Annotated in this window: 21 protein-coding genes; 8 read left to right on the forward strand and 13 right to left on the reverse strand. The window is 72.0% G+C overall.

The features are described from left to right. The first annotated feature begins 47 nt into the window (after positions 1–47). Entirely contained in the window at positions 48–1,178 is a 1,131-nt protein-coding gene (gene dusB / locus ACZ7HQ_RS02035) for a tRNA dihydrouridine synthase DusB (protein ID WP_470983438.1), read from the forward strand. Here the strand turns inward: dusB and ACZ7HQ_RS02040 are convergent, their stop codons facing one another. The 3 genes from ACZ7HQ_RS02040 to ACZ7HQ_RS02050 form a co-directional block, all read right to left on the reverse strand. Next, positions 1,179–2,747, reverse strand: coding sequence for an alkaline phosphatase family protein (locus ACZ7HQ_RS02040; RefSeq protein WP_470985165.1), 1,569 nt, complete (start codon positions 2,745–2,747; stop codon positions 1,179–1,181). Between the two features lie 318 nt (positions 2,748–3,065). Next, entirely contained in the window at positions 3,066–5,003 is a 1,938-nt protein-coding gene (locus ACZ7HQ_RS02045) for an amylo-alpha-1,6-glucosidase (protein WP_470983441.1), read from the reverse strand. After that, the gene (locus tag ACZ7HQ_RS02050; protein WP_470983444.1) at positions 5,000–6,598 is read right to left on the reverse strand and encodes an MGH1-like glycoside hydrolase domain-containing protein; all 1,599 of its coding nucleotides are present in this window, start codon (positions 6,596–6,598) and stop codon (positions 5,000–5,002) included. The genes ACZ7HQ_RS02045 and ACZ7HQ_RS02050 overlap by 4 nt, the downstream gene beginning before the upstream one ends. A 131-nt stretch (positions 6,599–6,729) precedes the next feature. Between ACZ7HQ_RS02050 and ACZ7HQ_RS02055 the strand changes: the two genes are divergently transcribed. The 3 genes from ACZ7HQ_RS02055 (at position 6,730) to ACZ7HQ_RS02065 (ending at position 11,881) form a co-directional block, all read left to right on the forward strand. Then, positions 6,730–7,950 (forward strand): ROK family protein, encoded by a 1,221-nt coding sequence (locus ACZ7HQ_RS02055; RefSeq protein WP_470983447.1) that lies wholly within the window; start codon positions 6,730–6,732, stop codon positions 7,948–7,950. 408 nt (positions 7,951–8,358) lie between these two features. Beyond that, positions 8,359–11,079, forward strand: a complete 2,721-nt coding sequence (gene ppdK / locus ACZ7HQ_RS02060) for a pyruvate, phosphate dikinase (RefSeq protein ID WP_470983449.1) — start codon at positions 8,359–8,361, stop codon at positions 11,077–11,079. 307 nt (positions 11,080–11,386) lie between these two features. Then, a complete protein-coding gene (locus ACZ7HQ_RS02065; RefSeq protein ID WP_470983452.1) occupies positions 11,387–11,881 on the forward strand; it encodes a DUF4232 domain-containing protein in 495 nt (164 codons plus the stop codon). A gap of 61 nt (positions 11,882–11,942) precedes the next feature. Here the strand turns inward: ACZ7HQ_RS02065 and ACZ7HQ_RS02070 are convergent, their stop codons facing one another. Both ACZ7HQ_RS02070 and ACZ7HQ_RS02075 read right to left on the reverse strand, forming a co-directional pair. Further along, complete coding sequence (locus ACZ7HQ_RS02070; RefSeq protein ID WP_470983455.1) at positions 11,943–12,341, reverse strand: cupin domain-containing protein; 399 nt, start codon at positions 12,339–12,341, stop codon at positions 11,943–11,945. Then, positions 12,338–13,795 (reverse strand): MFS transporter, encoded by a 1,458-nt coding sequence (locus ACZ7HQ_RS02075; protein ID WP_470983458.1) that lies wholly within the window; start codon positions 13,793–13,795, stop codon positions 12,338–12,340. Before ACZ7HQ_RS02075 ends, ACZ7HQ_RS02070 begins: the two co-directional genes overlap by 4 nt. A gap of 79 nt (positions 13,796–13,874) precedes the next feature. Here ACZ7HQ_RS02075 and ACZ7HQ_RS02080 point away from each other — a divergent pair, with 79 nt between their 5' ends. The 4 genes from ACZ7HQ_RS02080 (at position 13,875) to ACZ7HQ_RS02095 (ending at position 17,649) form a co-directional block, all read left to right on the forward strand. After that, positions 13,875–14,561, forward strand: coding sequence for a TetR/AcrR family transcriptional regulator (locus tag ACZ7HQ_RS02080; RefSeq protein WP_470983461.1), 687 nt, complete (start codon positions 13,875–13,877; stop codon positions 14,559–14,561). A gap of 97 nt (positions 14,562–14,658) precedes the next feature. Then, positions 14,659–15,924: an ABC transporter substrate-binding protein gene (locus tag ACZ7HQ_RS02085; RefSeq protein ID WP_470983464.1), complete on the forward strand. Its 1,266-nt coding sequence runs from the start codon at positions 14,659–14,661 to the stop codon at positions 15,922–15,924. Further along, positions 15,921–16,823 carry a carbohydrate ABC transporter permease gene (locus ACZ7HQ_RS02090; RefSeq protein WP_470983467.1) on the forward strand — a complete coding sequence of 301 codons (903 nt, stop codon included), beginning with the start codon at positions 15,921–15,923 and terminating at the stop codon, positions 16,821–16,823. The genes ACZ7HQ_RS02085 and ACZ7HQ_RS02090 overlap by 4 nt, the downstream gene beginning before the upstream one ends. Then, the gene (locus tag ACZ7HQ_RS02095) at positions 16,816–17,649 is read left to right on the forward strand and encodes a carbohydrate ABC transporter permease (protein ID WP_470983470.1); all 834 of its coding nucleotides are present in this window, start codon (positions 16,816–16,818) and stop codon (positions 17,647–17,649) included. Before ACZ7HQ_RS02090 ends, ACZ7HQ_RS02095 begins: the two co-directional genes overlap by 8 nt. A gap of 6 nt (positions 17,650–17,655) precedes the next feature. Here the strand turns inward: ACZ7HQ_RS02095 and ACZ7HQ_RS02100 are convergent, their stop codons facing one another. The 8 genes from ACZ7HQ_RS02100 to ACZ7HQ_RS02135 form a co-directional block, all read right to left on the reverse strand. Continuing rightward, entirely contained in the window at positions 17,656–18,423 is a 768-nt protein-coding gene (locus ACZ7HQ_RS02100; protein ID WP_470983472.1) for an SDR family NAD(P)-dependent oxidoreductase, read from the reverse strand. A gap of 72 nt (positions 18,424–18,495) precedes the next feature. Beyond that, a complete protein-coding gene (locus ACZ7HQ_RS02105) occupies positions 18,496–19,080 on the reverse strand; it encodes a TetR/AcrR family transcriptional regulator (RefSeq protein ID WP_470983475.1) in 585 nt (194 codons plus the stop codon). A gap of 46 nt (positions 19,081–19,126) precedes the next feature. Further along, positions 19,127–19,477 (reverse strand): nitrite reductase small subunit NirD, encoded by a 351-nt coding sequence (nirD, locus tag ACZ7HQ_RS02110; protein WP_470983477.1) that lies wholly within the window; start codon positions 19,475–19,477, stop codon positions 19,127–19,129. Next, entirely contained in the window at positions 19,474–22,083 is a 2,610-nt protein-coding gene (gene nirB, locus ACZ7HQ_RS02115) for a nitrite reductase large subunit NirB (RefSeq protein WP_470983480.1), read from the reverse strand. The genes nirD and nirB overlap by 4 nt, the downstream gene beginning before the upstream one ends. After that, complete coding sequence (locus ACZ7HQ_RS02120; RefSeq protein ID WP_470983482.1) at positions 22,083–23,297, reverse strand: NAD(P)/FAD-dependent oxidoreductase; 1,215 nt, start codon at positions 23,295–23,297, stop codon at positions 22,083–22,085. Before ACZ7HQ_RS02120 ends, nirB begins: the two co-directional genes overlap by 1 nt. A 166-nt stretch (positions 23,298–23,463) precedes the next feature. Next, positions 23,464–24,099 (reverse strand): class F sortase, encoded by a 636-nt coding sequence (locus tag ACZ7HQ_RS02125; protein WP_470983485.1) that lies wholly within the window; start codon positions 24,097–24,099, stop codon positions 23,464–23,466. Positions 24,100–24,217: 118 nt separating this feature from the next. Beyond that, positions 24,218–24,727, reverse strand: coding sequence for a hypothetical protein (locus ACZ7HQ_RS02130; RefSeq protein WP_470983488.1), 510 nt, complete (start codon positions 24,725–24,727; stop codon positions 24,218–24,220). 398 nt (positions 24,728–25,125) lie between these two features. Next, the gene (locus ACZ7HQ_RS02135) at positions 25,126–26,778 is read right to left on the reverse strand and encodes a M4 family metallopeptidase (protein ID WP_470983491.1); all 1,653 of its coding nucleotides are present in this window, start codon (positions 26,776–26,778) and stop codon (positions 25,126–25,128) included. Between the last annotated feature and the right edge of the window lie 74 nt (positions 26,779–26,852).

The following is a 26,852-nucleotide window of genomic DNA, read 5'->3' on the forward strand; positions in this document are numbered from 1 at the left end:
AATGGGGGCTCGCCCCTGTGCCGTAGATCCGTCCCGGAGCCCTGACGATGACCCACCCGCTCTCCATCGGCCCGCACGCCGTCGTACCGCCCGTCGTGCTCGCACCCATGGCGGGGATCACCAACGCGCCCTTCCGCACCCTGTGCAGGGAGTTCTCCGGCGGAAAGGGCCTGTTCGTCAGCGAGATGATCACGACCCGGGCGCTGGTCGAGCGCAACGAGAAGACCATGCAGCTGATCAGGTTCGACGCGAGCGAGCAGCCGCGCTCGATCCAGCTGTACGGCGTCGACCCGGCGACCGTCGGCAAGGCCGTCCGCATGATCGCGGAGGAGGACCTCGCCGACCACATCGACCTGAACTTCGGCTGCCCGGTCCCGAAGGTCACCAGGAAGGGCGGCGGGTCGGCCCTCCCGTACAAGCGGAACCTGCTGCGGGCGATCCTGCGCGAGGCGGTCAGCGGGGCCGGTGACCTTCCCGTCACGATGAAGATGCGCAAGGGCATCGACGACGATCACATCACCTACCTCGATGCCGGCCGCATCGCCGTCGAGGAGGGCGTCACGGCGATCGCCCTGCACGGCCGTACGGCCGCCCAGCACTACGGCGGCACCGCCGACTGGGAGGCCATCGCCCGGCTGAAGGAGCACGTCCCGGAGATCCCGGTGCTCGGCAACGGCGACATCTGGTCGGCCGCGGACGCGCTGCGTATGGTGCGGGAGACGGGCTGCGACGGGGTGGTCGTCGGGCGCGGCTGCCTGGGCCGGCCGTGGCTGTTCGCGGACCTGGTGGCGGCCTTCGAGGGGCGTGCCTCCTTCGCCCGCCCGACCCTGCGCGAGGTGGCCGACGTCATGGTCCGGCACGCCACCCTGCTCGGCGAGTGGATCGGCGACGAGTCCAAGGGCGTCGTCGACTTCCGCAAGCACGTCGCCTGGTACCTGAAGGGCTTCGCGGTCGGCTCCGAGATGCGGGGGCGGCTCGCGATCACCTCCTCGCTGGCCCAGCTGCGGGCGGGGCTGGACGAGCTGGACCTCGACCAGCCGTGGCCGTCCGGCGCGGACGGGCCCCGCGGCCGTACGTCCGGCAACAACCGGGTGGTGCTGCCGGACGGCTGGCTGAAGGACCCGTACGACTGCGCGGGGGTCGGCGAGGACGCGGAGCTGGACACCTCCGGCGGCTGATCAGCCCTTCTTCGGGTGCGGTGTCGAGCCGTACGCCGTCAGGAAGCGGTCCCGGAAGGCGCTCATCTTCCACACCGGGGCGTTGTGGGCCGGGCGCAGGCCGTCCGTCCACCCCCATCCGGCGATCTTGTCGAGGACCTTCGGGTCCTTGGCGACGATCGAGACCGGCACGTCACGGCTGGCGTGGTTGCCGCTGACCCGGGCGATGGGCTGGTGGTCGCCGAGGAAGACCAGGACGGTGTCCTTGCTGCCGTAGCGCGTCAGCCACTCGGTCAGCGCGGTCACCGAGTACTGGATCGACTTGCCGTACTCCTGGCGGGACTTGGTCGTGTCGGCGATGACGTCGGCCGGCTTGTTGCCCGCCGCCTCGATGCCCTTGAAGACCGAGCCGTCGCCGAGCTGGTCCCACCCGACCATCTTCGGGATCGGCGCCCAGGGCTGATGGCTGGAGGTGAGGATCAGCAGCGACATCCGCGCCTTGCCGTCCGCGGGCTTCTTGCTGTGCACCCGCTCCTGGTACTGCTGGAGCGCGTACTGGTCGGGCATGGTCGACCAGCTGAACTTCGGTCCCTTGTAGCCGAGTTCGAAGGCGTTGTAGACCTTGCCCAGGCCGTACCACTTCTGTTCGGGCCACGCCTTCTGCACGCCCGGCATGACGCCGACGGTGTCGAAGGCGCCGGTCTTCCTGAACGCCTCGGTGAGGCTGAGGTGGTCGCTGGCCATCACGGTCCGGTAGCGCTGCTGGTTGCTGATCCACAGGCCCGACATGGTGGTGGAGTGGCCGAGCCAGCTGCTGCCGCCGTAGGTCGCCGAGGTCAGCCAGCCGCTCTTGGCGTGGAAACCGGCCTTGGCCAGGGCCTTGGTGCGGACGTCGAGGGTCTGGTCGACACCGGGCGCCATGATCGGGTCCTCGATCGCGCTGCGGCCGTAGCTCTCGATGAACGTGAAGATCATGTCCTTGCCGCGCAGGTCCGGGACCAGCTGGCTGCCCGGGGTGTTGCCGAACGCGTCGACCCTGGCCACCTTCTGGAACTCCGCCTCGTCCTTGAGGGTGTCGGAGATCCGCCGGGCCTGGACCTTCAGGGCGGTGGCGGTGCTGTCGGCGGCGAGCGGCACGCCGGATATCTGCAGACCGAGGGAGGTGCAGGTGATCCAGACGACGCCCGCGATCAGCGTGCCCCGGGTCGCGACGCCGCTGTGCCGGGCGAGCAGATTGCTCAGCCGGACCATGGCCAGCGCCAGCAGCACGAAGAGGAGCAGGACGGCGACGATCACCCCGGCCACGGCCGCGAGGGTCTCCGTGCGGCCGAGGGAGTCCTCCAGGTACGACTCCGCGTCGGCGAACAGGCTCCAGTCGAGGACGACGTTGAAGGGCCGGCCCAGGTACTGGTTGAAGCCCATGTCGAGCGCGTTCAGCACGGTCATCGCGGCCAGCGCGGCCCCGGACACGGCGGCCAGCACCACGCGCGGCCGACGCGGCAGCGCGAGCAGCACGGCCGCCCCGATCACGGCTTCCGCCGGTATCCGCACGAACTTCGCGGGCCCCAGCCGCACCACGGAGTTCGGCATCACGAGCGCTGCGACGACGAGAACGGCCGCGAGCACGGTCACGGTGACGGAGAGGCCCTGAGCGGCCGTGGGATGCGCCTCCCGCCAGCGACGGGTGCGGGCCTTCCAGGCGGTCCAGGGCCGCGGGAGGGAGCGGCGCGGGCCGGGAGGGGGCGCGGCAGGGGCGTCGTCCTTTGGCGCTTCGGTTTCCAGCTGGCGCGTGCTCGTGTCCTGAGACACCCGAGGGTCCTTCCGTACGACGCCCGTGACGCCATCCCGTACGGCCACCCCGCAACGCCTGTTCAGGACGCTGTGCAAACACCGGGCAAATACCGGTCCCTACACCCCGCCCACCGCCGTGAGCAGCGCGAGCGGCGCCGCGGCCGACCGGGACTCGCGCACACACGCATGCGGATAGGGCACCGGCTCCGGATGCGTGTCACGCCCGTACCCCGCCAGCACCTCCGGCAACCGGTACCCCGCCACCACCGCCGCGTCCACCAGCGCATGCGCCACCGCACGGGCCTCGTCGTGCAGGCCGTACCGCGCGAGCCCCAGCGTGATCAGCGCGTTGTCATGGGGCCACACAGAACCCCGGTGGTACGACAGAGGGTGGTACGCCGCCTGCCCCGCGGCCAGCGTCCGCACCCCCCAGCCGGAGAAGAAGTCCGGCTCCAGCAGCCGTCGGCCCACCACCTCGCCGTACTCCTTGTCCAGCAGACCGGACCACAGCAGATGCCCGGCGTCGGAGGCCAGCGCGTCGATCTGGCGGCCCTCCCCGTCCAGCGCGAGCGCCGGGAAGGAGTGCTCCTCCATCCAGAAGTCCCGCTGGAAACGGTCCCGGAGATCGGCCGCCGCCTGTTCCAGCAGGGCCGCGTACGTCTCGTCGCCCCACACCGCGCGCGCCAGCCCCGCCGTGCGGCGCAGCGCGTCGTACGCGTAGCCCTGCGCGCCCGCCGCCATCACGGCGCCGGTGGGCCGGGTGCCGTCGGCGCAGCAGATCGCGCCGGGGGAGTCCTTCCAGTTCTGGTTGGCGAGACCGCCCTCGTCGGCGCGGTAGACGAGATAGCCCCGCGAGGTCAGGCCGCCGTGGTCCAGCATCCAGCCGATGGCGGCCCGGGCGTGCGGCTCCAGGCGGCGGGCCGGTCCGGTGTCCCCGGTCTGTTCGACGTACGCACCGAGCAGGACCAGGAAGAGGGGGGTCGCGTCGACCGAGCCGTAGTACCGCCCGAACGGCACCTGCCCGAAGTGCGCCAGCTCGCCGTGCCGTACCTCGTGCACGATCTTGCCGGGCTGGGCGACCGAGGACAGGCCGGTGCCGGCCGCCTGGGTCGCGGCGAGCGCGGGGAGCGTGGCGGCGGCCAGTCCCGGGCGGTACGGCAGCGAGAACAGGGAGGTGAGCAGGGCGTCCCGGCCCAGGAGGGTGAGGAACCAGGGGGCGCCGCCGGCCGGGACGCGCAGTTCCTCGCCGTCCGGTCCGGTGGCCGGTACCTGGAGCGCGGCCAGGTCGGCCAGGCCCCGCGCGCAGGCCTCCGCCAGTTCCGGCCAGCCGGTCGGGAAGGCCACGCCCTCCATGAACTCCCCCTCTGCCGAGATGAGTTCGGCGTTCACGGCGGCCGGGTCCCGCGGTACGCGCAGGGCGCGCTTCTCGCCGTGCGGGCGGGCGATCACGCGCAGCAGCAGCTCGGTCGTGCCGTGCGGCTCGAGGTCGAGGGCCCACACCAGGCGGCGGGCGCCGGTGCCGGTCTCCTCCACGGCGTCGGGGGCGGGGTCGGCCGTGATGGTCGTACAGGACCGCCATTCGGCACGGCGGTAGGTGAACTCGATGCCGTCGTCGAGGACCTCGCGGGAGCGTACGGCGCCGGCCTTGACGTAGGTGCGGTGGTCGGAGCGGAGCTCGAACTGGTCGGTGAAGTCGGCGTCCACGGTGAGGGCGAGGCGGATGGTCGTCGGTACCGGGCGGTTGCTGGACACCCGGAGCGACTCCACGAACGAACTGTCACCCACCGCCTGGTGGCGGAAGAGCGTGTGCGCCGGAGGCTCCTGGCGGCCGCCGCGCGGAACCAGCACACAGCGGGCCGCGTCGGCGTCGGCGACCGGGGTGAGCACCTCGGGCACGGCGCCGTCGACGGTGAGCTGCCAGCGGCTGAGGTGCCGGGCGTCCCGTACGAACAAGCCGTCCGGGGAACCGCTGCCCCGGACCCCGCTGATGTCGCCCCGGTCGCCCACGGCGGCGAACGTCGCCCCGTGCACAAGCAGATGATGCCGGTCCGTCATCCCCGGTCGCCTCCTTCGTCAATTCTGTCGAACGTGCCGGTGGCCGCCTTGGACACGCCCTCGCGGGCGCCCTTGACAAGCTCTTGGTGCAGCTCGTGGTGCAGGTCGAGGGCGAGCGCGGCGGTCCAGCCGAAGCCGGTCGCGCCGCAGGCCTCACCCGTGTGGGGGGCGACGTACTCCGCGAAACCGGTGGCTTCGGCGAGGTGCAGTACGGCAGCGCGCAGCGCGTCGGCCCGCTCCCGCTCGCCGTGCACGCGCAGGCCCCGCTCCAGCAGCCAGCTCGTGTTGAACCAGGCCGGGCCGCGCCAGTACCGGTGCGGGTCGAAGGCCTCGCCGAGCAGGTCGTAGCTGGGGACGAGCCGGGTGCGGTCGCCGAGCCCGAAGTGCGGCCCGTGCAGGGTGCGCACGAGCGCGGCGGCGACCTCGCGCGGCAGGCCCGGGAGGAGGAGCGGCACCAGGCCGGAGACGCCCCGCTCGCGGATCAGGCCGGAGCTGCCGGGTCCGGTGCCGTGTGCCGGCGGGTCCGGTCGGGGGTCGTGTGCCTGCGGGTCCGGTCCGGTGCCGTGTGCTCGCGGGTCCGGTCCGTGGCCGTCGCCCGAGCCGTTGCCTGCGCGGATCGGGCTGCCGCCCCGCGCAGCGGCCCGCAGGTCCCGGCACAGGAACATCCCGGCCGCAGGGTCCCACAGCCGCTCCACCAGCGTCGCCGTCAGCCGTTCGGCGCGCGCGTGCCGGGCGGTGCCGCCCGCGCCCAGCTCCTCGGCGATCCGGGCCAGCGCGTGCTCGGAGGCGATGAGCAGGGCGTTGAAGGCGGGGTCCTCGACCGCGAACTCCCCGCCCCCGTCCGCGTATCCGGCGTCCCGGTAGTCGGCGGCCAGCCGCACGTAGCGCCCGTAGTCCAGATCCGTGGGCCGGTCCTCGGGTGCGCCGTGGTCGAGGTCGGCGCGCCGGAAGGAGCGGGCCGGGGCGGGCCTGATCCGGGCGAGCGGGGCATCCCAGCAGGGGCTGTTGTCCATGCCCTGCTCCCAGGGGTGGACGACCGACACCAGCCCCGCGCCGCCCAGGTCCCGGCGGTGCAGCAGATAGCGGTGCCAGGCCGCGAGGTGCGGATGGACCCGGGCCAGGAAGCCGCGCGCCCGGGACAACGCGGGGTCGGCGCGGTGCACCAGCCAGGCCGCCAGCGCGTGCACCGGTGGCTGCACGATGCCCGACGTCTGTACGGTGCGCGGAGCGCCGGCCCCGCGACCGGCGGTGGCGGAGCGCCAGAAGTCGGGGCTGGGGAAGTAGGCGTCGAGCGGTACGGAGGGGTTGAAGACGATGTGCGGGACGCGCCCGTCGGCCCACTGGGCGGCCAGCAGCGTCTCCAGTTCGGTCTGGGCCCGCAGCGGGGAGATGTGCCGGAGCCCGATCGCGATGAACGCCGAGTCCCAGGACCACTGGTGCGGATACAGGTCCAGGGAGGGGACCGTCGAGCGGCCCGTCCAGTTCGCGTCGAGCACCCGGGCCGCCGCGAGCCGCAGCGACGTGCCCGGGGACGGAGGGCCGTATGCGTTCTCGTACTCCGTGGGACGGGCGGTGAGCTGCGTGCTGCGATCCACTCGGGGCTCCCCGAAGACGAAGACACCCGGCCGGCCCGGCCAGGTTTGGTTGCAACGACCGTAGAGTTACGTCTATTTAACACGCAAAACTCAATATGTAATGCAGGGTTGGGAAACACAAGGGGGTGCGCATGAACGGACGCCCGGGAAGGGCCGCCAGAGCCGGCGGCCAGGCCGGTGCCGGAGAGCTGCTCGAACTGGTCCGCAGCGGACGGGCCGTGACACGCGGTGCGCTCCAGCAGGCGACCGGACTGTCCCGCGCGACCGTCGGCCAGCGCCTGGACCGGCTGTTCCGGGCCGGCTGGCTGCGTGAGGGCGCCGGCGGCCCGGTCGACTCACCGCTCGGCGGCCGTCCCTCGATCACCCTGGAGTTCGACGGTTCGCACGCCGTCGTCCTCGCCGCCGACCTGGACACCCGGCACGCCCGCGCGGCCGTCCTCACCCTGACCGGCGAGACGCTCGCCGAGCACTCGGGGACCCTCGTCGTCGAGGACGGGCCGGAGGCCGTGCTCGGTGAACTCGGCCACTGGTTCGACCGGCTGCTGGACAAGGCCGGGCGCCCGGCGGCCGACGTCTGCGGCATCGGGCTCGCCGTACCCGGGCCGGTGGACAGCGGCACCGGCCGGGTGGTGCAGCCGCCGATGATGCCGGGCTGGGACGGCTACGACACGGCGGGCCGCCTCGCCCGCGCCTTCACCGAGCACACCGGCGCCGGCCCGGTCCCGGTCCTCGTGGACAACGACGCCAACCTGATGGCGTACGGCGAACAGCGCACCGGACATCCCGACTGCGCGGCCTTCGTGCTGGTCAAGGTGTCCACGGGCATCGGCGCCGGAGTGGTCGTGGACGGCGCGATCTACCGGGGGATCGACGGCGGCGCGGGCGACATCGGGCACATCCGGGTCGGCACGGACGCACTGTGCCGCTGCGGTTCGTACGGCTGTCTCGCCGCCGTCGCGAGCGGCGGTGCCGTGGCCCGGCGACTCGAGGAGAGCGGGGTGCCGGCCGCCTCCGGCGCGGACGTACGGGACCTGCTGGCCGCCGGGCACCCAAAGGCGGCGGCGGTGGCCCGGGAGGCCGGGCGGCGGGTGGGTGACGTACTGGCGACGGTGGTGACGCTGTTGAACCCCGGGGTGCTGATGATCGCGGGCGACCTGGCCGGAACGCCCTTCCTCACCGGTGTGCGGGAGCTCCTCTACCAGCGGGCGCTGCCGCGCTCCACGGCCCACCTCGACGTGGTGACCTCCCGGCTGGGGGAGCGGGCCGCGCTCATAGGAGCGGGGGCGCTGGTCGTGGAACACCTCTACGCGCCGGAGCGGGCCGAGGAGCGGCTGCTGGTGCTGGGCGTGTGACGTCGGCGTTTCTCGTCCCGTTCCGGCGTCCGCATGGTGAAATCCGGCTCGCTGTGGCAGCGTGATTCTCGCCACCCTTGATAAGGGTTGCGCTCAGATGAGCGGATCATGGGCGACTGCACTTCTCCAAGGGGTGGCACCGAGTGCCACCCCTTGATCGTTCATCGATCGAAATCAGACGTGCAGTACAGCCGCTCATCTGAGCGGAAATCGCGGCGTCGGGAGGTGTATGCGTTCAAGAAGTGAAAACATCCGCCTGTCCTGGCTTGCCAAGCTTTGACTTTCGATCCGCTGGCGGACGAGTGGTTACAGGCGCATGACGCGCAAGTGGACGTACCCATGCGCCTTCGATCTGGGTATGTTCCTCGCCGTCAGGGCAGCCACCGCGGCCTCAAGGAGTCGAGACCCGTGTCGGAAAACAAAGAACCCCACGTAGTGAAGTTCGTTTACGACTTCACCGAGGGCAACAAGGACCTCAAGGACCTCCTCGGCGGCAAGGGCGCCAACCTCGCCGAGATGACCAACCTCGGTCTGCCGGTCCCTCCCGGCTTCACCATCACCACCGAGGCCTGCAAGGTCTACCTGGAGAGCGGCGAGGAGCCGGCGGCACTGCGTGACGAGGTGAGTGCGCACCTCGACGCCCTCGAGTCCCGCATGGGCAAGAAGCTCGGCCAGCCCGACAACCCCCTGCTGGTCTCCGTCCGCTCCGGCGCGAAGTTCTCCATGCCCGGCATGATGGACACGGTCCTGAACATCGGCCTGTCGGACAAATCGGTGCAGGGCCTGGCCAAGCAGGCCGGCGACGACCGCTTCGCCTGGGACTCCTACCGCCGCCTGATCCAGATGTTCGGCAAGACCGTCCTCGGCGTCGACGGCGACCTCTTCGAGGAGGCCCTCGACAAGGCGAAGGAGGCCAAGAAGGTCACGGTCGACACCGACCTGGAGGCCGCCGACCTGAAGAAGCTGGTCACCACCTTCAAGAAGATCGTCAAGAAGGAGGCCGGCCGGGACTTCCCGCAGGACCCGCGCGAGCAGATGGACCTCGCCATCAAGGCGGTCTTCGACTCGTGGAACGGCGACCGCGCCAAGCTCTACCGCCGCCAGGAGCGCATCCCGCACGACCTCGGTACGGCCGTCAACGTCTGCTCGATGGTCTTCGGCAACCTGGGCCCCGACTCCGGCACGGGCGTCGCGTTCACCCGTGACCCCGCCTCCGGCCACCAGGGCGTCTACGGCGACTACCTGCAGAACGCCCAGGGCGAGGACGTGGTGGCGGGCATCCGCAACACGGTCCCCCTGGCCGAGCTGGAGTCGATCGACAAGAAGTCGTACGACCAGCTCATGCAGATCATGGAGACGCTGGAGAACCACTACAAGGACCTGTGCGACATCGAGTTCACGATCGAGCGCGGTCAGCTGTGGATGCTCCAGACCCGCGTGGGCAAGCGCACGGCGGGTGCGGCCTTCCGTATCGCCACCCAGCTGGTGGACCAGGGCCTGATCGACGAGACGGAAGCCCTGCAGCGGGTGACCGGCGCCCAGCTGGCCCAGCTGATGTTCCCGCGCTTCGACGAGCACGCGAAGATCGAGCAGGTCGCGCGAGGCATCGCGGCCTCGCCGGGCGCGGCGGTGGGCAAGGCGGTCTTCGACTCCTACACGGCGGTCAAGTGGTCCCGCTCCGGCGAGAAGGTCATCCTGGTCCGCCGTGAGACGAACCCGGACGACCTCGACGGCATGATCGCGGCCGAGGGCATCCTCACGTCGCGCGGCGGCAAGACGTCCCACGCGGCGGTGGTGGCCCGAGGCATGGGCAAGACCTGTGTCTGCGGCGCGGAGGAGCTCGAGGTCGACACCAAGCGCCGCCGTATGACGGTGCCGGGCGGTCACGTCGTGGAGGAAGGTGACCTGATCTCGATCGACGGCTCGTCGGGCAAGGTCTACCTGGGCGAGGTCCCGGTGGTCCCGTCGCCGGTCGTGGAGTACTTCGAGGGCCGGATGCACCCCGGCGCCGACGACGCGGACGAGCTGGTCGAGGCGGTCCACCGCATGATGGCCTTCGCCGACCGCAAGCGCCGGCTGCGGGTGCGCGCCAACGCGGACAACGCGGAGGACGCCCTGCGCGCCCGCCGCTTCGGCGCCCAGGGCATCGGCCTGTGCCGCACGGAGCACATGTTCCTCGGCGAGCGCCGCGAGATGGTCGAGAAGCTGATCCTCGCCGACACCGAGGAGGAGCGCGAGGCGGCCCTGCGGGAGCTGCTGCCGCTGCAGAAGAAGGACTTCGTCGAACTGTTCGAGGCGATGGACGGCCTCCCGGTGACGATCCGTCTCCTGGACCCGCCGCTGCACGAGTTCCTCCCCGACATCACGGAACTGTCGGTCCGCGTGGCCCTGGCCGAGTCCCGCCAGGAGCCGCACGAGAACGACCTGCGCCTGCTCCAGGCGGTCCACCGCCTGCACGAGCAGAACCCGATGCTGGGCCTGCGCGGCGTGCGCCTGGGCCTGGTCATCCCCGGCCTGTTCACCATGCAGGTCCGGGCGATCGCCGAAGCGGCCGCGTCCCGCAAGTCGGCGAAGGGCGACCCGCGCGCGGAGATCATGATCCCGCTCGTCGGCACGGTCCAGGAGCTGGAGATCGTCCGCGAGGAGGCCGACCAGGTCATCGCGGAGGTCGAGGCCGCGACCGGCACGCAGCTGAAGCTGGCGATCGGCACGATGATCGAGCTCCCGCGAGCCGCCCTCACGGCCGGTCAGATCGCCGAGGCGGCACAGTTCTTCAGCTTCGGCACGAACGACCTGACGCAGACGGTGTGGGGCTTCAGCCGCGACGACGTCGAGGCCTCCTTCTTCACGGCGTACCTGGAGAAGGGAATCTTCGGCGTCTCGCCCTTCGAGACGATCGACAAGGACGGCGTCGGCTCCCTGGTGAAGCTGGCGGCGGAGGCCGGCCGCCGCACCCGCCCCGACCTGAAGCTCGGCGTCTGCGGCGAGCACGGCGGTGACCCCGAGTCCGTCCACTTCTTCCACGAGGTCGGCCTGGACTACGTCTCCTGCTCCCCCTTCCGCATCCCCGTGGCCCGCCTCGAGGCGGGCCGCGCGGCGACGAACTCGGCGGGCAGCGACCACCGCTAGGCCCGCACGGGCCACCTGACCCCGGAGCCGCCGCTGGTCCCCGACCCTCACCGATCGGCGACGGCTCCGGCGCACGAAAGAGGAGAGGCGACACCCTGTGCGGGGGTGCCGCCTCTCCGGCGTTTGCGCTTTCAGGGGATCGTCGGGGCTCGCCTCCGTGATGTACAACTTTTCCGGCCCAGGGTGCATCCAACACAGTGACCCTTCATCCATCGATTCGCCCGATGGAGGCGGATGCGCCATGTTTCAGCATGTGTACCTTCCGAGGATCTTCCGGACATCCCCCGGGCGCGGAGCGGCCGCCGCGGTGACCGCTGTTCTTCTGGGGCTGACGGCCGGGGGAGCCGCGTGGAGTGCCGCACCGGCGGCGCCCCCGGCGGCACCGGCCCCGACCGCCGTACGTACCTGCGCCGTGAGCGATCTGTACCTCTCCATGGGACGCAAGGAGGGCGCGGCGGGGTCGCTGTACTGGACGATCCGGTTCACCGACACCGGCACGACCAGTTGTGCCCTGCGCGGCTATCCGGGCGTCAGTGCCCTGGACACCGCGCACCGGCAGATCGGTCCGGCCGCCACCCACAGCGGCCGCTCGTACCGCACCGTCACGCTCACCCCCGGCCACTCCGCCTCGGCGGTCGTGCGCACCACCAACGGACCGGTGGGCGGGCCCTGTCTGCGCACCGGCGCCTACCTGCGGGTCTATCCGCCGGCCTCGCGCACCGCGGCCCTGGTTCCGGCGCCCTGGACGACCTGCTCCGGCATCTTCCAGGTCGGCCCGGTGAACGTGCAGGGCGCCTTCTAGAGGGAGGCGCAGGAGACGCGGGGGCGGCGACCGGGACCGGGCGCCGCCCCCGCGCCATGGTTCAGGTGCCGAGGTCCGTGCGCTTCTCCAGGTGTGAGCCACGACGCCGGGTGATCGACATGAGGTCGCTGGGCGCGTCCAGTTCGAGGCGGTGCCGGCGGCCGCGGGGCACGATCACGGCCGTACCGGCGCCGAGCCGCACCATCTCCTCGGCGTCGCCCTCGACGGTGGGACGGAGGTACAGCCGCACGCCGCCGGCCAGGCAGCACACGGCCTCCTCCGCGTCGGGATGCACCTCCCAGTGGTCGGCGTGCACGTCGGCGTCGGTCTCCACGTGGAAGGCCGCGACCTGCCAGGCGCCGAGGCCGCCGTCCGTCATGCGCCGGGCGCCGGAGCGGACGCCGCCGTCGGGGAGGAAGTCCAGCATCGAGGAGAAGAGGTCGACGGGCGTGATCGTCATGACGGGGTTCCTTCCATTCGCTTGTTCGCGGGGGATGCGGGGGCCGAGTGGCGGGAGGTGGCGCCACCGCGGCGAGGGTGGGGCAGCACGCAGAGCGCCACGACCGCCGCGAGCACGCAGAGGACGGCGGTGACGGACAGGCCGAGGGCGTAGCCGTCGTTGAGCGCGCCGGGACCGGTCGCCGTGCCCGTGCGGTGCGCGGCGACCGTGGCCAGGGTGGCCAGGCCGATGCAACCGCCGAGCTGCCGCGCCCTGTTGAGCAGGCCGGAGGCCATGCCGGCCTCGCCGGGCCGGACGCCGGTCGTCGCGGCGGCGGCCACCGGCGCGAACACCAGCCCGACACCGACGCTGGTGAGCAGGGACGGTCCGAGCACATCGGTGAGAAAGCTGCCGTGCGGGCTGATCCGCGAGAACCAGGCCGCCCCCGCGGCGGCGAGCAGCGCGCCGGGCACCAGGGCGGAGCGGGGTGAGCGGGCCGCGGTGATGCGGGTCGCGACGACGGTGGCCGCCACCGCACCCGCGGTGAACGGCAGGAACGCGGCCCCGGTCGCGGCGGCTCCCAGGCCCAGGACCTGCTGGAGGTACAGGGAGACGAAATAGAACGCGCTGAACTGCCCGGCCGCGGCGAGGAACACCAGCAGGTCGGCACCGGCGACCCAGCGGCTGCGCAGCAGTCCCAGCCGCAACAGCGGGGCGGACGACCGGGATTCGACGAGGAGGAACGCGGCCAGCAGGACGGCCGCGCCACCCAGCGTCCCCAGGGTCGCCAGGGATGCCCACCCGTGGACATCGGTCCGTACGACACCGAACACCAGCAGCCCGGTACCACCGGTCCCCAGCAGCGCTCCGAGCACATCCGGCCGCTCACGCCGGGCCGGCCCCGGTGCGGACGGTACGGCCGCCCGGACGAGCGCCAGCGCCAGCGCCACGATGGGCAGGTTGACCAGCATCACCCAGCGCCAGCCCGCGTACTCGGTCAGGACTCCGCCCGCCAGCACGCCCGACGCGCCACCCACGGCGTTCATCCCGCTCCACACGCCGAGGGCGCGCACGCGCCGGGCGCCGTCCGTGAAGGTGGTGGTCAGCAACGCGAGCGTGGCGGGCGCGGTGGCGGCCGCGCCCACGCCCTGCCCGGCGCGGGCGGCGACCAACTGCCAGGGCTCCTGGGCCAGTCCGCCGGCCAGCGAGCAGACACCGAAGACGACCAGCCCCGAGACGAAGAGCCGGCGTGGGCCGTACAGGTCGCAGGCCCGGCCACCGAGCAGCAGAAACCCCCCGAAGGTGAGCGCGTACACGTGCACCACCCAGGACAGGCCGAGCGGGGCGAAGCCGAGCGCGCCGCGGATCGAGGGGAGCGCCACGTTCACCACGGCCATGTCGAGAGCGACGACGAACTGGGCTACGGCGGAGGCGGCGAGCACGGCCGCAGGACTGCCTCGTAAGTTTTTGTACATGTAAGAAAACTAGCGTGCCCGCCCCCCGTTGTCGACGCCCGTGGGCGCAAGTCGTCCCGGTCCACGGGATGATGGGGGCATGCCGCGACCGACCGCCCCTCGGAAGACCCCTGGCCGACCTGCCCGTATCTCCCGCGAGGAGATCATCCGCACGGCACGCCGGATCGTGACGGAGGAGGGCGTGGCACGGCTGACCATGCGCCGGCTCGCCTCGGAGATCGGCAGCACGCCCATGGCGCTGTACCACCACGTCCGCGACAAGGAGGAACTGCTCGTCCTCCTGCTGGACGACTACGCGCAGCACACCCTGCGCCGTCCGCCGCGGGCGCCCGTGGACCCGCGCGAACGCGTCATCGCCGCCGCGACCGCGATCCACGAGGTGCTGGCCGCCTGCCCCTGGGTCGTGGAGGTGCTGACGGCGGACGACCTGCTGTCCACCGCCGCCCTGTGGTTCGTGGAGCAGATCGTGGGCGGCCTGGCGGACTGCGGCCTGTCCCTGGACCAGGCGGTGCACGGCTACCGGACGATCTGGTACTACACCGCAGGGGAGATCGTGATCCGCGCGACGGCGGCCCGCCGGCGCGCGACCGACGACCGCCCGACCTACCGCGACCGGGTCTTCGCCGACCTGGACCCGGCCGAACTCCCCCGCCTGGCGGAGGTGGCGGAGCGCTGGGCCCCCCTGACGGCCGAGGACACCTACATGTCCGGCCTCCACTCCCTGGTCGACGGCCTCCTGGCGCGGACGGGCGCGGGGCCCCGCTGACACGCGGCCGCAACCCCCCTTTCGTAATCCGCATGCATGGTTGATCGTTGGGCCGTGCATCGATGACGGAGACGACCGACGTCAGGGGGCGCAGACGATGACGATCAGCCGCAGGGCACTGCTGGCCGCGGGAGCCGGGGCGGCGGGTGCCGGGTTACTCGCCGGGTGCGGGTCCAACACCGGGCGCGGCGGCGGGGGTTCGGGAACGCAGCTGTCGCAGTGGTACCACCAGTACGGGGAAGCCGGCACCGAGCAGGCCGTCGAGCGGTACGCCGCCGCCTACAGGAAGGCGCGGGTCGCGGTGCAGTGGCGGCCCGGGAACTACGACCAGCAGACCGCCGCCGCCCTGCTCACGGACTCCGGGCCGGACGTCTTCGAGGTCAACGGGCCGACGCTGGACCAGATCCAGGGCGGTCAGGTCGTCGACCTCACCGATCTGCTCGAGGGCGTCCGGGACGATTTCAATCCGGCCGTACTCACGCCGAAGACGTACGACGGGAGGGTCTGGGGCATTCCGCAGGTCATCGACATGCAGATGCTCTACTACCGCAGGAGCCTGCTCAAGGACGCCGGGGTCGAGCCGCCCACCACGCTCGACGCGCTCGTGGACGCGGCGGGGAAACTCACCACCGGCAAGGTCAAGGGGCTGTTCCTGGGCAACGACGGGGGAGCGGGTGTGCTCGGCGGCACACCCCTGTACGCCGCCGGGCTCCAGCTGGTCACCGAGGACGGCAGGGTCGGCTTCGACGACCCCGCCGCCGCCCGCACCCTCGGCAAGCTGCACCAGCTCTACGCCGGCAAGTCCCTCCTCCTCGGCGCGCCCGCCGACTGGTCCGACCCCTCCGCCTTCGTCCAGGGGCTGACCGCGATGCAGTGGTCCGGGCTGTGGGCGTTGCCGCAGGTCAAGAAGGAGCTGGGGGACGATTTCGGAGTCCTGCCGTTCCCGGGGGACGGCAGCCAGGGCAAGCCCTCCGTTCCCGTCGGGGCGTACGGGGCCGCCGTCAGCGCACGCGGCAGGCACAAGGAGGCCGCCAAGGAGTTCGTGAAGTGGCTGTGGGTGGAGAGGACCGACTACCAGGAGGACTTCGCGCTCTCGTACGGTTTCCACATCCCGGCCCGGATCTCCCTCGCCAGGAAGGCAGCCAAGCTGCGGTCGGGCGCCGCCGCCGACGCCGTCCGCTTCACCACCGACCACGGCTACGCCCAGCCCCTGCTGTGGACGCCGGCCTCCCAGACCGCCTACCAGGACGCCCTCAGCCGGATCATCACGAGCGGGGCCGGTCCGGAGAGCGAGCTGCGGGCGGTCGTACGGAAGGTGGCGGACGAACTGGACCGGGTGAAGAACGTGAAGAAGCCCTCGTGAGGCGCCGCAGGACCCTCTGGTTCTGGGTCTTCGTGGGGCCGTTCGCCCTCGGACTCGCGCTGTTCACCTACGTTCCGCTGCTGTGGAGCGTGGGCCTCAGCTTCTTCGACGCGCACAACACCGTCACGCCCACGCACTTCGTCGGGCTGGACAACTACACGGCGATGCTGGGGGACGCCGCGTTCGTCGGCAGTCTGAAGACCTTTCTCGTCTTCACCGCCTTCATCGTGCCGGTCACGTACGTCTTCTCGCTCTCCCTCGCCCTCATGGTCAACCGGCTGAAGCGCGCTCGCGCGTTCTTCCGGTCGGTCTTCTTCCTTCCGGCGGCGTGCAGTTACGTCGTCGCCGCGCTGGTGTGGAAGATGTCGGTCTTCAACGGGGTGCGGTTCGGGCTGGCCAACACCGTGCTGGGCTGGTTCGGGGGTGATCCCGTCGCCTGGCTGGCCGGCACCGATCCGCCCTGGTACTGGCTGGTGATCGTGACCGTGCGGCTGTGGCTGCAGGCCGGGTTCTACATGATCCTGTTTCTGGCCGGGCTGCAGCGGATCGATCCGGTGCTGTACGAGGCGGCCGCCGTGGACGGGGCCCGGCCGGGGTGGACCGTGCTGCGGCACATCACCCTGCCCCAGCTGCGGGCCACCTCGGTCGCGGTGGTGCTGCTGCTCGTCATCAACGCCTTCCAGGCCTTCGACGAGTTCTACAACCTGCTGTCCGACGCGAGGGGCTATCCGCCCTACGCCCGGCCCCCGCTCGTCTACCTCTACTACACCGCCCTGGGACAAGGGCAGAACCTGGGTCTCGGCAGCGCGGGCGCGGTGATCCTCGCGCTGGTCGTCGCGGTGGTCACGGTGGGGCAGGCGCGGTGGCTGCGGCTGGGGAGGACGGACGCCGATGGATGACGCCCTGGTGCGGGCCGGGCGGGCGCTGCGGCTGGTGCTGCTCGTCGCGCTCGCGCTGATCTTCCTGATCCCGTTCTACCTGCTGGTGCGCAACGGGCTGTCGAGCGAGCAGGACATCACCTCGCCCGAATGGACCTTCTTCCCGGGCGAGTTGAGGTGGGGGAACGTCCGGGAGCTGTTCGGCGATCCCGCCGTTCCCTTCGCGCGCTCCCTGCTCAACTCCGCACTGATCGCCGTCGCCACGACCCTGGGCACGCTGCTCCTCGCCTCCCTCGCGGGCTACGGCCTCGCCCGCATCCCGTACCGGCACGCGAACAAGGTCTTCTACGGCGTCCTCGGCACCCTGCTGGTCCCGGCCGCCGTCACCTTTGTGCCGAGCTTCGTGCTCGTGTCGTCGCTGGGCTGGATCTCCACCCTGCGCGGGCTGATCGTCCCCACGCTGTTCTCCGCGTTCGCCTGCTTCGTCTTCCGCCAGTACTTCCTGGGGTTCCCACGGGAACTGGAGGACGCCGCGCAGGTCGACGGGCTCGGCTACTGGCGGACGTACTGGCTCGTCGTCGTGCCGAACGCACGGCCCGTGTTCGCCGCCGTCGGAACGATCGTGTTCCTCGGCGCGTGGAACTCCTTCCTGTGGCCGCTGGTCATCGGGCAGGACCGGAGCGCCTGGACGGTCCAGGTGGCACTGTCGTCGTTCACGACGTCCCAGGTGATCCGGCTGCACGAGCTGTTCGTCGCGGCCGTCGTGTCGATCCTTCCGCTGCTGGTGGTGTTCCTGTGCTTCCAGCGGTGGATCGTGGCGGGGGTGGAGCGGTCGGGGATCGACTGAACCGGGTCAGGCCGTCGAACCGCCGTCCACCACCAGGTCGGTGCCGACGACCGAGGCCGCGTCGTCCGAGGCCAGGTAGAGCACGGCGGCGGCCACCTCCTCGACGGTGCAGACCCGGCCGAGCGGGACGTCGGTGCTCATCCGGGCGGCCCGGTCGGCCTCCGTCTCGCCGGGCTTGAAGGACATGTCCGTGGCGGTGGGGCCGGGGCTGACGGCGTTGATGCGCACCCCGTCGGCGATGTGGTCCAGGGCGGCGCCGCGGCTGAGCACCGACACGGCCGCCTTGGTGACGGCGTAGCCGGTGGTGCCGCGCACCCGGCTGTGCACGCCGATCCGGGAGGCGATGTTCACGATGGCCCCGCCGTTCGGCTGGGTCCGCATCTGGGCGACCTCGGCCCGGAGGGCGAGGAGCACACCGGTGACGTTGGTGTCGAGCATCGTCCGCCAGTCGTCCTCGGCCAGGTCCGCCGTGAGCCGCCCGCGCCCGGTCATGACCCCCGCGTTGTTCACCGCCACGTCGAGCGAGCCGAACCGGTCCACGGCGGCGGACACCAGGGCCCGCAGTTCGTCGGCGCTGGTGACGTCCGCGGTGACGGCCAGCGCCTTGCCGCCCGCCCGCTCGACGATCTCCGCCGTCTCCCGCAGCGGCTGCTCGCGGCGCCCGGCGACGACCACGTGCGCGCCCTCGCGGGCGAAGGCGAGCGCGATGCCCCGCCCGATGCCGCTGCCGGCACCGGTGACGAGGGCGGTGCGGCCGGTGAAGCGATGTGTCATGGTGGGCCCCCTGTTTTTTGACCGATCAGTTCAGTATGAGGTGCGAAAGAAGGCGCTGCCGACCGTGGGTTCTCAGTCGAGCAGCGCCAGTGCCTGCTCCGCTGCGTCCCGCACCCTGGCCGGGTCGGTGGCGGCCTTGCCGACCACCCGCAGGCCCTGGAGCAGGACGAGCAGCATGCGGGCGAGGGCGAGCGGGTCGCGTCCCCCGGGCAGCTCGCCCTGGGCGCGGGCGCGGACCAGCGCGGAGTGCAGCAGCGTCTCCAGGCCGTCCCAGCTCTGCTGTACGCGGCGGGCGGCGGCCGGGTCGTGCGGGGCCAGTTCGACGGCCGTGTTGGTGACCAGGCAGCCCTGCTCCCGGGTGGCCTCCGCCGCGGCCTCGGCGGCGAACCGCCGGACCAGCCCGCGGACGGCCGGCAGTACCGGGCCGGGCGGGGACAGCTCCCGGGTCAGTAGCGGGTTCTGGGCCTGTCCGTACCGGTCCAGCGCCCTCAGGTACAGCTCGTGCTTGCTGCCGAACGTCGCGTACAGGCTCGCCCTGCCGATCCCCAGATGGGTGACCAGGTCGGCCATCGAGGTCGCCTCGTAGCCGCGCCGCCAGAACAGCTCCAGGGCTGACTGCAGCGCGGCGTCCGGGTCGAATTCCTTGGTCCTGGCCACGTGACGCAGCCTAGGTCTTTCTGAAACGGTCGGTCAAGATCAGACGTTATGCCGCCCGTACCTCGTAGGCGGCCACCCGGACCGCCTCGTCGTCCAGGCACTCCCCGCTGATCAGGTCGAAGCGCTGCTTCAGCAGGGGCGAGGCCACGAACGGACGGTCCCGGTGGGTGCCGGTCAGGCCGCGGGAGAGCACGGCCGCGCCGGTGAAGGGGTCGCGGTTGTCGACGGCGTACAGGCGGTCGGCGCGGTCCCGGAAGAGGGCCACCTGGCGGCCGTCCGGCAGCAGGGCGGCCACCCCGCGGCCGGGGGTGAGCGCGCTCAGGTCGCAGGCCGTGAACCAGCCGTCGGCCAGCCGGAGTTGGACCTTCACATCGGTGGTCTCGAAAGCCAGGGTCATCGCTGGGCGCTTCCTTCCAGGACGTCGTCGGCGGGCCGCAGGCCGATGGACAGCAGCGGCAGGTCGGGCTTGATCTGGTCGCGCTCGGGGACGAAGGCGACGACCGGGTCCGGGGTGTCCGGGGCGTTCACGAAGGACACGAACCGGGCGAGCTTCTCGGGGTCGTTGACGGTCTCGGCCCACTCGTCGCGGTAGTGGGCGACGTGCGCCCGCATCAGCCGCTCCAGCTCGTCGCAGATGCCGAGCGAGTCGTGCACCACCACGTCCCGCACATGGTCCAGGCCGCCGGGGATCCGCTCCAGCCAGGTGCTCGTGCGCTCCAGGCGCTCGGCGGTGCGGATGTAGAACATCAGGAACCGGTCGATGAGGCGGACGAGTTCGGCGTCGGACAGGTCCTGCGCGAGCAGGTCCGCGTGGCGCGGGGTGGCGCCCCCGTTGCCGCCGACGTACAGGTTCCAGCCGTTGGACGTCGCGATGACCCCGAAGTCCTTCGACTGGGCCTCGGCGCACTCGCGGGCGCACCCGGAGACGGCGGACTTGAGCTTGTGCGGCGACCTGAGGCCCCGGTAGCGCAGCTCCAGGTCGATCGCCATCCGGACCGAGTCCTGGACCCCGTACCGGCACCAGGTGGAGCCCACGCAGGACTTCACCGTGCGCAGCGCCTTGCCGTAGGCGTGTCCCGACTCGAAGCCGGCGTCCACCAGCCGGGCCCAGATCAGCGGCAGCTGCTCGACCCGGGCGCCGAACATGTCGATCCGCTGGCCGCCGGTGATCTTCGTGTAGAGCCCGAAGTCCCGCGCGATCTCGCCGATCACGATCAGCTTCTCGGGGGCGATCTCGCCGCCCGGGATGCGCGGCACGACCGAGTACGAGCCGTTCTTCTGCAGGTTGGCCAGGAAGTGGTCGTTGGTGTCCTGCAGGGCGGCCTGCTCGCCGTCCAGCACATAGCCGCTCGCGCCGATGGCCGGGGCGAGGGAGGCGATGATCGAGCCGACGGCCGGCTTGCAGGTCTCGCAGCCCTCGCCGCCCCGGGCGCCCTCGCGGCCGTAGCCATCCAGCAGCTCCTGGTACGAGGTGATACGCAGGGCGAGGACGATCTCGTACAGCTCCTCGCGGGTCTGGGCGAAGCAGCCGCACAGGCCCTTGTCGACCTCGATGCCGGACGCCTCCAGCTCGGCGTCGACCAGTTGGCCGAGCACCTTCACACAAGAGCCGCAGCCGGTGCCGGCCTTGGTGCACTTCTTCACCTCGGGCACGGTGGTGCACCGGTGCTCCGTCACCGCGCCGCGGATCGTGCCCTTGCTGACGTTGTGGCAGGAGCAGATGACCGCCTCGTCCGGCAGCGCGGACGGACCGAGCTGGGCCCCCGAGTCGGCTCCGGCGGGCAGGACGAGCGACTCGGGGGAGACGGGGGGCACCGAACCCGTCAGCGCGCGCAGGGTGCCGTACGCCTCCGCGTCGCCGACCAGGATGCCGCCGAGCAGCGTGCCGTCCGCGCCGATGACCAGCTTTTTGTACAGGCCGGCGCGGGAGTCGGAGTAGACGACGTCCAGGCAGTCCTCGGTGGTGCCGTGCGCGTCACCGAAGGACGCCACGTCCACGCCGAGCAGCTTCAGCTTGGTGGACAGGTCGGCGCCGGTGAAGGACGCCTCGTCGGCGGCGATGGTCGCCGCAGCCGTCTCCGCCTGCTCGTACCCCGGCGCCACCAGGCCGTACACCCGGCCGTCCGCCGCCAGCGCGCACTCGCCGATCGCGAAGACGTGCGGGTCGCCGACCGTACGGCACTGCTCGTCGACCGTGATGCCGCCGCGCTCGCCGACCGCGAGGCCGCAGTCCCGGGCCAGCTGGTCGCGGGGGCGGACGCCGGCGCTGAACACCACCATGTCGGTGGCGAGTTCGGAACCGTCGGACAGCTTCATGCCGGTGACGGCACCCGAAGCGTCCGTCACGATCTCCTGGGTGCCCACGCCGGTGTGGACGGTCAGGCCCATGCCCTCGATGGTCCGCAGCAGCGCCGCACCGCCCCCCTCGTCGACCTGCACCGGCATCAGCCGCGGCGCGAACTCCACGATGTGGGAGGTGAGTCCGAGGCCCTTGAGCGCACCGGCGGCTTCGAGGCCGAGGAGGCCGCCGCCGACCACCGCACCCGTCGTCGCCCGCGTCTTCGCGTACTCCTCGATGGCGAGCAGGTCCTCGATGGTCCGGTAGACGAAACAGCCCTCGGCGTCCTTGTTCGGGACCGGCGGCACGAAGGGATAGGAGCCGGTGGCGAGGACGAGGGTGTCGTACGCGAAGACCTGGCCGGACCTGGCCGTGACCTTCCTCGCCCCGCGGTCGATCGTCTCCGCCGGGTCACCGACGTACAGCTCGATGCCGTGCGCGTCGATGAACCCCATGTCCGTCAGGGAGAGGTCCTCAGCGGTCCTGCCCGAGAAGTACGAGGTGAGGGCGACACGGTCGTACGCCGGGCGAGGCTCCTCGCACAGCACGACCACGCGGTGCGTGGCGGTCAGGCCGCGCTCGGCCAGCGCTTCGAGGAAGCGCTGGCCGACCATGCCGTGGCCGACGAGCACGATGGTGGGGGTGGCCCCCGGGGTGGCGGTCATCAGGAGCCTCCGTCGTTGGTGAGCAGGTGGAGCAGGGGGCCGTCGTCGGGGAGCGGCTCTGCTCCCTCCCAGGCGCGGGCGAGCGCGCCGACGGTGCCGAGTTCGCCGACGAGGACCCCGCCGACCAGGCGGTCGTCGCGGACGACGACCTTGCGGTAGGTGCCGCGGGTGGCGTCGGCGAGCCGTACGACGTCGTCACCGGGGCGCGCCTCGGTCTCGCCGAACGCGGCCAGGTCGAAGGGGGAGCCCGGGCCGGTGAGGGTCAGCCGGGTCAGTGAACGCGTGCCGTGGTAGCGGGTGTCCGGGTCCCCGGCGAGCAACTCGGCGAGCGCGTCGGCCTGTTCCAGCGCCGGGGCCGCCAGGCCGTAGACCGTGCCGTCGTGCTGCACGCAGTCGCCGACGGCGTGGATGTGCGGGTCCGAGGTGCGCAGCGCGTCGTCGACGAGGATGCCCCGGTGGACGGCGAGACCCGCCTGCTCGGCGAGTCCGGTGCGCGGGCGCACCCCGCAGGCCAGGACGACGAGGTCGGCGTCGAGGGCGTATCCGTCCGCCAGCTCCACGGTGCGGACCGCGTCCGCGACGCAGCGCACGTCCCGCACCCGGCACTCGGTGTGCACCTCTACGCCCAGGTCCGTGAGGTGCCGCAGCACCAGCCGGGAGGCGTCCGGGTCGAGCTGGCGTTCCATGAGCCGCTCGGCCTGCTGGGTGAGGACCACCTGAGCGCCGCGCACGGCGAGCGCGCGGGCGGCGGAGACGCCGAGCAGCCCGCCGCCGATGACGACCGCGCGCACGCCCGGCCGGACCGCCTTGGCCAGCCCCAGGCAGTCGTCCATCGTGCGGAACGCGTGGACGCCCTCGGGGAGCTGGTGGCCGGCGGTGAACAGACCGCGCAGCGGCGGCAGCACGGGGTTGGAGCCGGTGGCGATGACCAGCGTGTCGTATGCGATCGAGCTGCCGTCGGCGCAGCCGACGGTGCGGGCGCCCCGGTCGATCCCGGTGACCCGGGCGCGCAGCAGGCCGCCGGGCGCCGGGAGGCCGATCACCTCCGGGGCGTACCGGCCGGCCAGCACCTCCGCGAGCAGCACCCGGTTGTACGGCGGGTGCTCCTCCTCGCCGACGAGCAGCGCGGGCGTGCCCAGCTCGCCGAGCCGCCGGGCGAGCCGTACGCCCGCGAGGCCGGCGCCGATCACCACCACACGCGTATTCGAGGTCATGCCCTGAGCGTGCGGTCCCGACGTTACCCGGCCGCATCACCCCTGTTTCCCGTGAGGAACGCTGCGCTCAGCGGGGGCGGGCGGTGAGTGTGAGGGGTCCGTGGGCGGGGCGGGGAGGGCTGTGAGGAGAAGGGGACCGGCGCCGACGGCTCCCCGCCGACGCCCCCTAACGGCTCCCCGTCAGATGCGCGAACACCACCACGTTGCCCTGATAGCCCGTGGCCTTCGAGTAGCCGCCGCCGCAGGTGATGACGCGGAGCTCGGGGCGTGCGGCCGCTCCGTACACCTTGTCGTCGGGGAAGTCCCGGGCCGCGTAGACCTCCACCGCGTCCACGGTGAACAGGGCCACGCTGCCGTCCCGGCGGTCCACCTCGATGCGGGCGCCCCGCTTCAGCGCCCCCAGGTCGTAGAAGACGGCCGGGCCCTCCGTGTTGTCGACGTGCCCGGCGACGATCGCGGTGCCCTTCTCGCCGGGCATGGTGCCGGACTCGTACCAGCCGGCCAGGTTCTTGTCCCGGGCGGGCGGCACGTCCAGGCTGCCGGACGGGGTGAGGGACAGTCCCATCAGCGGGGCGTTCACACGGATGGCGGGGATGCGGATGCGCAGGGGCGGGGAGGGCGCGAGGGCCGGGGCCGCGAGGCGTTCCTCGCCCGGATCGGGGCGGCCCTCGGCGGCGGCCGGCTGCGGCGGCGTATCCGTGCCGGGACCGCCGAGCAGCCACACCCCGGCGCCGAGGGCCACCACGGTGACCGCGGCTATCGCGGTGTCGCCGAGCCTGTCACGCCTGGCACTGCTGCGCATACACATCCCTCTCCCGGGGTGGGCCCCGAAGCCCCTTCCCCCTCCGGGCCGCGAGGGGCATCGGACCCGGAGGGGGCGGGACGTGCGGTACCGGCCGACGGACAGCGGAGGGTGTCCGTCAGATCCCGTCGCCTCTCGCCCGGCGATGCAGGAGCCAGGTACCGCCCGCGGCGGCGACGGCCAGCGCCGCCACACCCGCCGCGGTCTGCACGGGGTCGGGGCCGAGTGCGCCGCCGACCCCCGTCTTCACGCTTCCTCGCGGCTGCACCTGCTCGTGCGCCACGCTCAACGCCACCACCAGATCGCCCTTCACCTGCCGGTCGCCCTCGGCGCAGGCGGCGACGATCTCGTACGTCCCCGGCTGCGCGCTCGGCGGCACCTGGAACTGGCCGATCGCCTCGCCCTCGTGCGAGCTGGGCGCCAGCATGAAGGTGCCCGCGCCGACCGCGCCCGCGTCCCCGGCCGCCGAGCCCTTGTCCCCGCACGCGGCGGTGTTCACCGTGACCTGGGCGCCGGGAGCCACGGTGGAGGGGTACACCTCCAGGCTGCCGGTGCCGCCGGCGTGGGCGGGTGCCGCGGCTGCCACGACGAGCGCGGTCCCGGTCAGCAGACGGGCGGTGCGGCGCATGGTGCTCCCCGAACTTCGGCTCGACGGCGTGTCCAGGGGGCTCGCCCCTGCCCTATCGAGGTAAGTCGCAGTCCGGGACTTCCGCTCCCTGAGGGGGCGTCAGGAATGCGGTGAACGGGTGGCGGCCCCGACCCCCACACGGCCCAGCCCACCGAGGGTTCTGGCAGGTCACGGCCGTGTGCGGGGTCAGGCGAGAGACCGGTGCGAAGTGAACACGAATGGAGCGACACCCACCGTTGAACGGGTGACGGCACGTCAGTGCCGACGGCCCGCGGCGCGGCCGCCGGCCCCGGCCCGACCGGCACCCCGCTCCAGCCGACACGCGCCCGTCCGTGGGGCCGCCCCCACCTCGGGGCGTCGGTCCCGGGGCTTCCAGGGCCCCGGGACCATCACAGGGGTCAGTTCACGTTGACGGCGCTCCAGGCCGCCGCCACCGCGTTGTACTCCGCGCTGCCCGTGCCGTAGAGGTCCTTGGCGGCGTTCAGGGTCGCCGTGCGGGCCCCCGCGTAGTTCGTCGAGGAGGTCATGTAGACCGTCAGCGCGCGGTACCAGATCTTGCCGACCTTGTCGCGGCCGATGCCGGTGACCGTGGAGCCGTTGTACGTCGGCGAGTTGTAGCTGACGCCGTTGATGGTCTTCGGGCCGCTGCCCTCCGCCAGCAGGTAGGCGAAGTGGTTGGCGACGCCGGAGGAGTAGTGGACGTCGAGGTTGCCGACCGAACTGCTCCAGTAGTCCGCCGAGTTGCCGTCCCTGGACGGCTTGTCCATGAAGCGCAGGGCGGGCTGGCCGAAGCCGGACTTCACGATCTTCTCGCCGATGAGGTAGTCACCGGGGTCGGAGGGGTTGTTGGCGTACCACTCGACCATCGTGCCGAGGATGTCCGAGGTGGCCTCGTTGAGCCCGCCGGACTCGCCCGAGTAGGTCAGCGCGGCCGTCTTGGAGGTGACGCCGTGGGTCATCTCGTGCCCGGCGACGTCCAGCGCCACCAGCGGCCCGAAGGTGGTCCCGTCACCGTCGCCGTACGTCATGCAGAAGCAGCTGTCGTCCCAGAAGGCGTTGTTGTAGTTGCTGCCGTAGTGGACGCGGTTGTACGAGCCCTTCCCGTCGCCCGCGATGCCGTTCCGCCCCTGGACGTTCTTGTAGTAGTCCCAGGTCTCGTTGGTGCCGTACTGGGCGTCGACGGCGGCCGAGGAGCGGTCGGAGGCGGCGCCGCTGCCCCAGTGGTTGTCGGCGTCCGTGAACAGGGTCGCGGGCGCCCGGCTGAAGCAGATGCCGAAGAAGCACAGGTCGGTCTTGCCCTCGGCGTCACCGGTGAAGGTGTTGCCGCGGGTCGGGTCCTTGAGCTGGTACGACGATCCCGACTGGGTCGTTTCCAGCGGCACGGTCCCGCTGTAGAGCGACTTGCCGTCGCCGGTGGCGGTCTCGATGCTGTCCCAGGCGTCGATCTGGTGGCCGGTGCGGGCGTCGGTCAGCACGGTCCGGGCGACCGGGTTGCCGAGCGAGTCCAGGCCGGCGGCGTTGGTGCGCCAGGCGAGCCTCGGGGTGCCGTGCAGGGCGTCGACGATCAGTTCGGGCCTGGCCTTGACCTGCTTGAGCGTGTTGCCGAGGTGGACGGCGCGCAGCGCGTTCACGGCGAGGTCGGCGGCCTTGGGGGCGGAGATCTCCGGGGTGATCGAGGCGAGGGAGACCGTGCCCCGGCTGGCCCGGTTCGCGCTGCGGTAGGCGCCGTCCGGGGTCAGGTGGACCACGAAGTCGCCGCCCAGCACGGGCAGTCCGTGGTAGGTGCGGTCGTAGCGGACGTGCTGGGTGCCGTTCCTGTCCACGATCACGTCGCGGACGCTGGTCTTCTCGGCGGAGGTCAGGCCCAGGCTCGTGGCGTGGGCCAGGAGCGCCGAGGCCGCGTTCTGGATCGCGGTGGCCCGGGTCGGTCTGGCGTCGGCGTGGGCGGCGGGGGAGAGGGCCATGGTCAGCAGGGTCGCGGTGGTGACGGCGACGCCGGCGGTGGTGGTGAGACGACGGGATCCTCGGACGTGCTGGCGTATCCGGCTCATCGGTCTCCTCGGGGAAGCGCCCGGTCAGGCGTGGGGGCGGCGCTGATGTCCCCAGAGATTTAAGGGGCCATGAC

The organism is Streptomyces sp. NPDC037290 (assembly GCF_055603245.1).